The sequence below is a fragment of the Chryseobacterium sp. Leaf201 genome, from assembly GCF_001421435.1.
Classification (GTDB): Bacteria; Bacteroidota; Bacteroidia; order Flavobacteriales; family Weeksellaceae; genus Chryseobacterium.
Map to the genome: position 1 here is coordinate 29,629 of NZ_LMKA01000072.1, position 10,094 is coordinate 39,722.

At 39.5% G+C, this 10,094-nt stretch carries 7 protein-coding genes, 2 tRNA genes and 1 pseudogene; 5 read left to right on the forward strand and 5 right to left on the reverse strand.

What is annotated here, in order from left to right:
• Window positions 1-55: 55 nt before the first annotated feature.
• Both ASE55_RS10440 and ASE55_RS10445 read right to left on the reverse strand, forming a co-directional pair.
• The gene (locus ASE55_RS10440) at window positions 56-1,237 is read right to left on the reverse strand and encodes an MFS transporter (RefSeq protein ID WP_056218938.1); all 1,182 of its coding nucleotides are present in this window, start codon (window positions 1,235-1,237) and stop codon (window positions 56-58) included.
• A 217-nt stretch (window positions 1,238-1,454) separates the two neighbouring features.
• Window positions 1,455-3,128, reverse strand: coding sequence for a glutamine--tRNA ligase/YqeY domain fusion protein (locus ASE55_RS10445; protein ID WP_056218941.1), 1,674 nt, complete (start codon window positions 3,126-3,128; stop codon window positions 1,455-1,457).
• 811 nt (window positions 3,129-3,939) lie between these two features.
• Here ASE55_RS10445 and ASE55_RS20320 point away from each other — a divergent pair.
• Complete coding sequence (locus ASE55_RS20320; RefSeq protein WP_157844644.1) at window positions 3,940-4,092, forward strand: bacteriocin-like protein; 153 nt, start codon at window positions 3,940-3,942, stop codon at window positions 4,090-4,092.
• A 3-nt stretch (window positions 4,093-4,095) separates the two neighbouring features.
• On the opposite strand, the gene ASE55_RS10450 is transcribed toward ASE55_RS20320, so the two are convergent.
• Together ASE55_RS10450 and fbp are read right to left on the reverse strand one after the other, a co-directional pair.
• Window positions 4,096-5,100: an o-succinylbenzoate synthase gene (locus tag ASE55_RS10450; protein WP_056218923.1), complete on the reverse strand. Its 1,005-nt coding sequence runs from the start codon at window positions 5,098-5,100 to the stop codon at window positions 4,096-4,098.
• Complete coding sequence (fbp, locus tag ASE55_RS10455; RefSeq protein ID WP_056218925.1) at window positions 5,101-6,117, reverse strand: class 1 fructose-bisphosphatase; 1,017 nt, start codon at window positions 6,115-6,117, stop codon at window positions 5,101-5,103.
• 314 nt (window positions 6,118-6,431) lie between these two features.
• Between fbp and ASE55_RS10460 the strand changes: the two genes are divergently transcribed.
• The 4 genes from ASE55_RS10460 (at window position 6,432) to ASE55_RS10475 (ending at window position 9,894) form a co-directional block, all read left to right on the forward strand.
• Window positions 6,432-7,670: an aspartate kinase gene (locus tag ASE55_RS10460; protein ID WP_056218928.1), complete on the forward strand. Its 1,239-nt coding sequence runs from the start codon at window positions 6,432-6,434 to the stop codon at window positions 7,668-7,670.
• A gap of 22 nt (window positions 7,671-7,692) precedes the next feature.
• Window positions 7,693-9,534 (forward strand): lysophospholipid acyltransferase family protein, encoded by a 1,842-nt coding sequence (locus tag ASE55_RS10465; protein ID WP_056218932.1) that lies wholly within the window; start codon window positions 7,693-7,695, stop codon window positions 9,532-9,534.
• A 95-nt stretch (window positions 9,535-9,629) separates the two neighbouring features.
• A tRNA-Phe gene (locus tag ASE55_RS10470) sits at window positions 9,630-9,702 on the forward strand.
• A 119-nt stretch (window positions 9,703-9,821) separates the two neighbouring features.
• Window positions 9,822-9,894 (forward strand) — tRNA-Phe (locus ASE55_RS10475).
• Between the two features lie 89 nt (window positions 9,895-9,983).
• Here ASE55_RS10475 and ASE55_RS20755 read toward each other — a convergent pair.
• Window positions 9,984-10,094, reverse strand: a pseudogene (locus tag ASE55_RS20755) (DDE transposase); the annotation flags it as partial.

Here is a 10,094-nt window from a genome sequence, read left to right on the forward strand (position 1 = left end):
ATTACGTATCACATATAAACATGTTGAACGGAACCATGAACTTCTTTACGGAAACTTAATGCATTATTTCCGTACTGTTTTCTTTTTCCCTTATCATCCACGGGACAATAAAGTAAAACGCAGCGGCAATACCGACTGCCAGAATTCCGGTTCCGATCCACAGCACGGTAAAACCGAATTTTTCGGCGATTAAAGTTCCTACATACGGAGTAACGATAAAAGCAATGGAGAATGATATCCCGTTAAGCCCCATATAGGCTCCTTTATTGTTTTTCCCAGCCCGTAAAGCGGTAATGGTAGACATAAATGGCAGTGCCCAGATTTCACCTACACACAGGAAACTCATGGAAATGATCAGGGTTAGAATATGGTAGTCAAATCCCAGCATTGCATAAGAAAGCCCGCAGATCAGCGTTCCCAAAAACAGGGTTGTGGCTAAACTCAGATATTTTTCTGCGACCTGAACCAGCCCCATTTCAAGCAGAACCACTAAAAATCCGCTGTATCCCAAAATATAACCGATATTCTGCTGGCTCAGATGCGCGGTATCTTTATAAAATATAGTTAACGTGCTGAACAGCTGGAAAAAACAGATAGAAAACAGCATACAGAAGAAGCAGTAAATGAGGAATTTATGATCCCGGTACGGCGAATTTTCTTTTTTGATTTCGATAACTTCTTTTATTTTCTTCGCTTTTATTTTTGCCAGCGTATTGCGTTTCCTGAAAAAGATAATGTACACGGTCCCGGCCAGTAACGCAGCTACGGCATTGCTTAAAAATAGGAATTCATAAGAAATGGCCGACAAGATCCCGCCCAAAGCAGGCCCGATAGAAAAGCCGAGGTTCACGGCCATCCGATTCAGTGAAAAAGCTCTGGTAATATTTTCGGGCTTTGCATATTTTGTTATGGCTACCGAATTGGCAGGCCGGAATGCATCGCTGACGATACTCTGAAGCAGGATAATAGCCGCAACACCGGCTTCAGTTTTAAAGACAGGAATTAAACAGAACAGAGGTGCGCTCAGTAATAAGCTGAAATACTGAACTTTGTACTCCCCGATCTTATCCGTAATAAACCCGCCCAGCCAGGAACCGATTACTGAACCGATTCCGAAAAAGCTAAGCACAATGCCTGTATTTTCTATGCTGAAATGCAGGTGATTGGTCATATAAACGCCCAAAAACGGCAGAACCATGGAGCCTGACCGGTTGATGAGCATTACAAGTGCCAACATCCAGCTTTCCTGTGAAAGCCCTTTGAAGGAGTTGGTATATATCTGTATCAGTTTCACAACTTATTGATTTTTAGTTAATATTTTAATCTGATGATTTTTAATAATCATTTCTTTAATTTCATAAAAGCGTTTTACATACCGCTTATGCCTCACGGTGACACAAAAAAACAGGGCTTAAAAATTAAGCCCTGTTCATTTATATGGATATAAATAATTTTTACTCCGGCTTATAAGAGTCTTTTAATGTTACCGTTCTGTTGAATACCAATCTGACATCCGTGGAATCCTGATCTTTAGTAAAATACCCAATTCTCTGGAACTGAAGAGGCTCCCCTACAGCTACGTCTTTCAGTCCCGGCTCAGCAAATCCCTGAATGGTTGATACGGATTCCGGATTGATAAAATCCAGGAAATCCACGTCTTTCTCAGCATCAGGCTGCTCCACCGTGAATAACCTGTCATAATTTCTGACATCCACAGGAATTGCGTGTTTAGCAGAAACCCAGTGAATTGTTCCTTTCACTTTTCTCAGGCTTTCTTCCGTACCGCTTCCCGACTTACTTTTCTCATCATAAGTCGCATAAATGGTGGTAATTTCACCGTTCTCATCTTTTTCCACTCTTTCACCTTTGATGATATAAGCAGATTTCAGACGGACTTCACCGCCTAATTTCAGTCTGAAGAATTTACCATTGGCCTCTTCTTTAAAGTCTTCGCGCTCAATATACAGTTCTCTTGAAAAAGGGATTTCCCTGGTCCCTGCATTTTCCTGCTCAGGATTATTTTCGGTTTCCAGCCATTCTTCCTGGCCTTCAGGGTAATTTTCAATGACTAGTTTAATAGGGTCAACTACTGACATCACACGTTTTGCCACTTTATTTAAATCTTCACGGACACAGAATTCCAGCAGCTGGATCTCAATAAGGTTTTCCCTTTTTGCCACTCCGACTCTTTCAATAAAGTTCCTGATCGCGGTTGCCGTGTATCCTTTCCTTCTCATTCCGGAAATGGTAGGCATCCTCGGGTCATCCCAGCCGTCCACAACATTTTCGGCAATCAGCCTCTGCAGCTTTCTTTTAGAGGTAATCATATAGGAAACGTTCATCCTTGCAAATTCTCTCTGCTTGGGTGCTACTTTGGGTTCTTCATATACCTGCTCCAGATACCAGTTGTACAACGGCCTGTGATTCTCAAATTCCAGGGAGCATAAAGAGTGCGAAACCTGCTCAAGATAATCAGATTCGCCATGTGCCCAGTCATACATCGGATAAATTTTCCAGTCGGTGCCCGTTCTGTGGTGAGGCCTTTTCAGAATCCTGTACATTACAGGGTCACGCATATTCATATTGGGAGAGGCCATATCGATTTTTGCACGAAGCGACATGGTGCCTTCCTCAAATTCACCGTTCTTCATCCTTTCGAATAAGTCTAAGGACTCTTCAACAGGACGGTTTCTGTAAGGAGATTCCACTCCCGGTTCTACAGGGGTTTTTCTCTGTTCCGTAATGGCTTCAGAAGGCTGCTCATCTACATAAGCTTTTCCTTCTTTGATCAGCTGAACGGCCCAATCATAAAGCTGCTGGAAGTAATCTGAAGTATACAATATCTTATCCCATTTGAAACCCAGCCATTCAACGTCTTTGATGATAGAATCTACGAATTCCTGCTCTTCTTTTTCAGGATTCGTATCGTCGAAACGAAGGTTGACGGGAGCATTGTATTTTTCACCCAGACCGAAGTTGATGCAGATTGCCTTGGTATGGCCTACATGCAGATAACCGTTGGGCTCAGGCGGAAAACGGAAACGGATCTGGTCCTTATTTAACCCGTTTGCCAAATCATCTTCGATAATTTGCTCAATAAAATTGAGTGATTTTTTTTCTTCTTCCATTAATTTCGCTTTAGAATGCCGCATGACACGGCAATTTGCAAATTTAGGAAAATTTAAAGTTTTACGGAAATTATAAATTATTTCTCCGATTGCTGCTTATTCAGTATTTTTACATATCTTAGGGAAATAACTAAAAATCATCACTCTAATACCATGATTATGGCTTACATCCTTAGCAACCAGAGAATTAAATCTCATAAAGATCATCAGGATCTTATTTTCTCCGTTATAAAAGCTCCGTTTTTCATTTCAGACTGTAAAATATAGTTTGATCTCTTATAGAAAAGAACCGTCATTAATTATACTCATTCTATCAGTATTTGGAAAATATTGTGAACTGATAATAAAATTTATGTCAGAAGAAAATGAAATGGGAAATATTATACAAGCAGTTCTTAAACAGTCATTTAAATTTTATAGCAAGAAATATCACAGAGCAAAAATAACATAATACCCTATTGTGGCACAGAGATTGTAAAGGCATTAATCAAAGAAACACTAAATTTTACATCATGAAAAAGGTTAAAAGCAGGTTTTCTTCTTTGTTGGAATACATTAAGAAAGCGATTTTCGTAAAAGACGTTATTTAAAACGCAGTACTCATCCAATCATAAGCACACATTATATTATCCGACATACTACTACTTTCATAGTACTTTAGCTGAATAATACAGGGTTTACTGATAAGCTCCTGTTTTCCTGTGACCTATGATTTCATAATCTAAATAATTTAAGTTATGTTAATTAAGTTAAAACTATTGTATATCACAAAAAAGTGATTCATATTTACATAACCAAACCAAAAGTCATTATGAAAAATCTAAAGAATCTGAACAGAAGCGAATTGAAAACCATCCGTGGAGGTGCCGTTCCGCTAGGCTGTAACAGCTGGGACCCAAGAGCGCGCTGCTGCAGAGTATGGGATGAAGGATACCAGGATAATCCCACATGCCCTACTCCTTAGCATTTAATTTTTAAAGTACAGTAATTCTCCTCTCAGATCAAGGTCTGACTCGAAATTATTGGTAAATAAAGCTCCGGTGCCCAGACCTTGCGGCATCGGATTTTTTTTGGTGAATGTATACTGTGCAATTGCATTCAGTCCGATGTTACTTTCCAGCGCAGAGGTGATCCACCAGCCGATGTTCTGATTTTCCGCCAGGGATATCCATTCATCAGAACCTGAAAAACCACCAACCAATGACGGTTTTAAAATAATATACTGAGGCTTCAGGGTTTCCAGCAGTAGTTTCTTATCATTAAAATCTACAATTCCGATAAGCTCCTCATCCAGCGCAATCGGTATAGGTGTTTCAGCGCACAATACGGCCATTTCCTTATGGTTTCCGGCTTTTATCGGCTGTTCGATAGAATGGATCTGTAAATCTGCCAGCTGCTGCAGTACTGTTTTCGCTTCATCTGCCGTAAACCCGCCATTGGCATCAACGCGCAGCTCCAGAACATCTTTTGAAAATTTCTGTCTTAACTGCTGAAGCACTTCATATTCAGCCTTCCAGTTGACCCCGATTTTCAGTTTGATACAGTGAAAACCCTGATCCAGCTTATCCTGAATCTGTTCCTGCATATAATCAACATTTCCCATCCAGATCAGTCCGTTGATGGTAATGGGTGATTCTCCTGCTGTAAATTCACCTGGAAAATAAATTTTCCCGCCATGTCTTAAATTCAGGACAGCCTGCTCATATCCGAACCAGATAGAAGGAAATTCCTTTAATTCCTCATGTAAAAATCCGGCATCCATCTGAATGTTTTCACAAAGCCACTGCAGCTTTTCCTCATAATCCGGCCGGTCGTCAAAACTCAGCCCACGGAAAACCGCACACTCGCCTACTCCTTTTTTCCCGTCATCAGAGATTTCAACAATAAAGGTTTCTTTTTCAAGCAAAACGCCGCGAGATGTTCCACCCGGGCGTTTGAATTTTAATAGATGTTTAAAATATTCAGCTTTCATTTATTTTACGCTATCAATCCGCATAAATTCTTCTGCTTTTTCCACCATATCCACGCTTCCGCAGAAAATAGGAACTCTCTGGTGCAGTTCTGTCGGTTCAATTTCCAGGATTCTCCTGAAGCCGTCCGTTGCCTTTCCACCTGCCTGTTCAGCAAGGAAAGCCATCGGGTTACATTCGTACAGCAATCTCAGTTTTCCGTTAGGTGCCTGTGAATAAGACGGATAGATATAAATTCCGCCTTTCAGCATATTTCTATGAAAATCAGCAACCAGTGAACCGATATATCTTGACGTATAAGGCCTGTCACCTTCTTCCATCTGGCAGTATTTAAGATAATTTTTAACGCCCTGAGGGAATTTAATGTAGTTTCCTTCATTAATGGAGTAAATTTTACCTGTTTTCGGGAACTGCATATTCGGATGGGAAAGGTAATAAGTACCCAGAGAAGGATCCAGTGTAAAACCGTTTACCCCATTCCCGGTGGTATACACAATCATTGTTGAGGAACCGTAAATTACATATCCCGCAGCAATCTGGTTAACCCCTTTCTGTAAAAAATCCTCCAGCTTAACCGGTGTTCCCGGCTCTGTTACTCTTCTGTAAATGGAAAAAATAGTTCCTACAGAAACATTAACATCAATATTCGAAGAGCCGTCAAGCGGATCAATCAGTACGACATATTTACTTAAATGGCCGTTTTCGCCACATTTGATATCAATAAAATCATCATTTTCTTCTGAAGCAATACCACAGACTACTTCCCGCTGAGAAAGGGCTGTAATAAAAATATCATTGGCGATTACATCAAGTTTTTGCTGCGCTTCACCCTGAATATTTTCATTTCCGGCCTGCCCGATAATATCTGCAATACCGGCTTTGTTTACTTCTCTGTTTACAACTTTTGAAGCTAATCTTATGGCACTGAGCAGACGGGAAAATTCTCCTGTGGAATACTGGAAGTCGTCCTGCTTATCAATAAGAAATTCTCCTAAAGTCTGTAATGGCTGATCTGACATATTTTTATTTTTACGATTTCTCCAAATTTCGTAAAATTTATTACATTTAAAAAGAATTATCATTAAAAGAGTTTATTAACTGTCAGTCAATACCATACAGGGTTATTTAACGAAAAAGAGCATATCTTATCATAAAAAATAATACCCAAATTGTTGAACGGATCGTAATAATTATCCACTGCATTCTAATTTTAATGAAATCTTAAGGCTCTGTGGCAATTGTACTATTTCATATCTCGTTGTAAATTTATAATTTTGTACCCCGTAAAATATTCCCACAAATTTTATCTAACAATTTTATTACTAACAATTTAATGAAAATTTTCAAGTTTGGTGGAGCATCAGTAAAGGATGCTGACAGTGTAAAGAATGTATCTATGGTATTACAAAGCCAGGGTTTTGAAAAGTGCCTGCTGGTTATCTCAGCGATGGGAAAAACGACCAATGACCTGGAGGAAGTGGTAGCGCTTTATTTCAGAAAGGATAACTATCAGACTGAAATTGAGAAGATAAAACGGAAGCATATTGAAATTGCAGAAGGGCTTTTCCCTGAAAACCACGCTGTTTTTGCTGAAATTAATTTATTTTTTGATGATATTGATTCTTTTTTAAGAAGAAACAAATCGCCGAACTACAGCTTTGTGTATGACCAGGTGGTGAGCTGCGGGGAAATGATTTCTACTAAGATTGTGAGCGAATATTTAAATGAAATTCAGTTTACCAACCAGTGGCTGGATGCCCGGGATTATGTAAAGACCGATAATTCTTACCGGGAAGGTGCGGTAGACTGGACCAGAACAGAAGAGTTTATTTCAAGCCTGAATAAAGAAATCTGCTATGTTACCCAAGGATTTATCGGATCAGATGACAATAATTTTACGGTTACTTTAGGACGGGAAGGCTCTGACTACTCCGCTGCTATTTTTGCCTACTGTCTAAATGCGGATGCCATGACCATCTGGAAAGATGTTCCGGGTGTAATGACCGGCGATCCGAGGAAATTCAAAGACGTAAGCCTCCTTTCCGACATCTCCTATGAAGAAGCAATAGAAATGGCCTATTACGGAGCCAGTGTGATCCACCCGAAAACACTGCAGCCGCTTCAGCAGAAAAACATTCCTTTCTATGTAAAATCTTTTGTGGATCCTACAAAACCGGGAACCAAAGTAGGTGCTTCCGATAAGAATCAGAATGAAGAGGTTTACATCTTAAAGGAAAACCAGGCGCTGCTGAAAATTTCGACAAGAGATTTCTCATTTATTGCGGAAGATCACATGAGCTTAATTTTCGGGTACCTTTCAAAATATAAAATCAAAGTATCACTGATGCAGAATTCTGCCATTTCACTGGCTGTATGCCTTGAAGACAAATTCGGTATGATAGATGAGCTTAATGATGAACTGCAGAAAGTATTTAAAACTGAAGTGGTGAAAAATGTATCTTTATTCACTGTAAGAAATGCCAAGATCGGCAACATTGATCAATTTTACCAGGAAAAAAGTGTATTATTGGAGCAGATTTCGAAGAATACACTTCAAATGGTAACACAATAAAACTAATTGCGACTAAACACACATGAGTTTAATTTCGAAAAACGACTTAATTAAAGCTTCCGGTTTGAGCAAGATAGGATTTCTGAAGAATCCTGTAGCCTCAGCGATTATGAGCATTGCCAAAATAAATGAAGTAAATAAATTATACAACAAACTGAAGCATAAGGAAGGCAAAGACTTTTTCGACTCATTTGTGCGGGAACGCAACTTAAGCTATATCGCTTTTGAGGAAGATCTGGCTAAAATTCCTAAAACAGGGCCGTTTATTCTTGTATCCAACCATCCTCTCGGTGCCATCGACGGAATTTTAATGTGTAAAATACTGTCGGAAGTCCGTCCGGATTTCAAGGTGATGGGAAATTTTCTGCTGGAGAAAATAGAACCGATGGAGCCTTATGTTATTTCCGTTAACCCTTTTGAAAACAGAAAGGAGGTGCACAGCAGCTCATCCGGAATGCGTGAGACACTGAAGCATCTGCAGAACGGAGGCTGTGTAGGAATTTTTCCGGCTGGAGAAGTTTCCAACAAAAACAATCCTTACAATGAAATCCTGGATAAAGAATGGGAAAAGCCGGCTCTTAAGCTTATAAAAATGGCAAAGGTTCCGGTAGTACCCATGTATTTCCATGCCAAAAACAGCCGGATTTTTTATCAGGTAGCCAAGCTTCACCCGAATTTACAGACCCTGATGCTTCCGGCAGAAATGATGAATGAAAGAGAAAAGCCGATCAGGATCAGAATCGGGAGATCCATCGCCGTCAAAGCAATGGATGATATGGAAACGACGGATGAACTGGGCGAGTTCCTGAAACGTAAGGTCTACATGATGAAATCTTACTATGAAAAGAGAAAATCTCTTGCCCAAAGCATCAACCTTAAGAACCTGTCTTTAAAATTCCCTTTATTAAAGGAAGAAAATATCGTCCAGAACATCATTGATGAAACCCCGAAAGAGGACATCCTCAATGACATCAGGAAACTGAAAGGCACTGATAAAATGTTTTTCAGCAATGGAAATTATGAAGTTTATTTTACCTCTTATGAAGAAATTCCGTCTGTAATGAGGGAAATCGGTCGGCAGAGGGAACTTACTTTCCGTGCAGTGGGCGAAGGCAGCAATCTTCCTTTTGACCTGGATGAATATGATAAACATTACCATCATCTTTTTCTCTGGGACAGTGCAGAAGAAAAACTGGTAGGTGCCTACAGAATGGCCCTGGGTAAGGAAGTAATGAAAAAATCCGGGATCAAAGGCTTTTACACCAGTTCATTATTTGAATTTGAACAGGACATCCATCCTTTTTTCAAGAAAGTAATCGAGATGGGGCGTGCCTACATCCGCCAGGAATACCAACAGAAACCGCTTCCTCTTTTTCTTTTGTGGAGAGGGATTGTGCATGTATGCCTGAGAAATCCGGATCATAAGTTCTTAATGGGAGGCGTAAGCATTTCCAATAAATTCTCAGAATTCTCGAAATCCCTGATGATTGAGTTTATGCGGTCCAATTATTATGATTCTGCGGTGGCACAATACATTACCCCGAGAAATGAATACAAGATAAAACTTCGTGAAAGAGACAAAAACCTTTTCTTTGATGAAATGGAATCTGATCTAAATAAGCTGGATAAAATCATTGATGATCTTGAGCCGGAATTAAGATTGCCGGTGCTTATTAAAAAATACATCAAACAAAATGCAAAGGTAATTGCCTTTAATGTAGACCCGAATTTTAATGATGCGATTGACGGGCTGATGTATATCCGGATCAGTGATCTTCCTGAAAGTACGATAAAACCTGTATTGGAGGAAATGAGTGAACAAATCAGGAGAGAGCAGGAAAATAATTCGGCTGAAAATCAATAGGTTTTAATTTTTAATGAAAAAAGTACGGTTAATACTTGCTTCATATATCAAAACTTAGTACTTTTGCATCACTTTAAAACAATGAAGTAAAGAATGGTTTCTTAGCTCAGTTGGTAGAGCAATGGATTGAAAATCCATGTGTCCCTGGTTCGATTCCTGGAGAAACCACAAAAACCACCTGTCAAAAGGTGGTTTTCTTTTCAAACTGTTCTGAAGTAACAATTGCAAAGTTTAATAATTATTATTAGTTTTGCATCACTACCGCTTCTGAAAAGAAGTACTTAAGCGGTTTCTTAGCTCAGTTGGTAGAGCAATGGATTGAAAATCCATGTGTCCCTGGTTCGATTCCTGGAGAAACCACACAATCCCTCTTACATTGTAAGAGGGATTTTTGTTGTGGTATACTTTGGATTATTGTATAATATCGGATCAATCTCAAAACTTGGGGACTAGGCAAAAAGTTTAGACAACCTGAACAGGAAAAATGTTTTATCCCGCACGCCTCTTAATTGTAATCTGAAGTTTTTTATTTTAGCATTGAATGACTCGGCGGAAGCATT

Coding starts and splice junctions, on each gene's coding strand:
- fbp (WP_056218925.1), bottom strand. CDS start 6,117: ATGTCAGATCAGCCATTACAGACTTTAGGAGAATTTCTTATTGATAAG.
- ASE55_RS10445 (WP_056218941.1), bottom strand. CDS start 3,128: ATGGAAGAAGAAAAAAAATCACTCAATTTTATTGAGCAAATTATCGAA.
- ASE55_RS20320 (WP_157844644.1), top strand. CDS start 3,940: ATGAAAAATCTAAAGAATCTGAACAGAAGCGAATTGAAAACCATCCGT.
- ASE55_RS10460 (WP_056218928.1), top strand. CDS start 6,432: ATGAAAATTTTCAAGTTTGGTGGAGCATCAGTAAAGGATGCTGACAGT.
- ASE55_RS10440 (WP_056218938.1), bottom strand. CDS start 1,237: ATGTTGGCACTTGTAATGCTCATCAACCGGTCAGGCTCCATGGTTCTG.
- ASE55_RS10450 (WP_056218923.1), bottom strand. CDS start 5,100: ATGAAAGCTGAATATTTTAAACATCTATTAAAATTCAAACGCCCGGGT.
- ASE55_RS10465 (WP_056218932.1), top strand. CDS start 7,693: ATGAGTTTAATTTCGAAAAACGACTTAATTAAAGCTTCCGGTTTGAGC.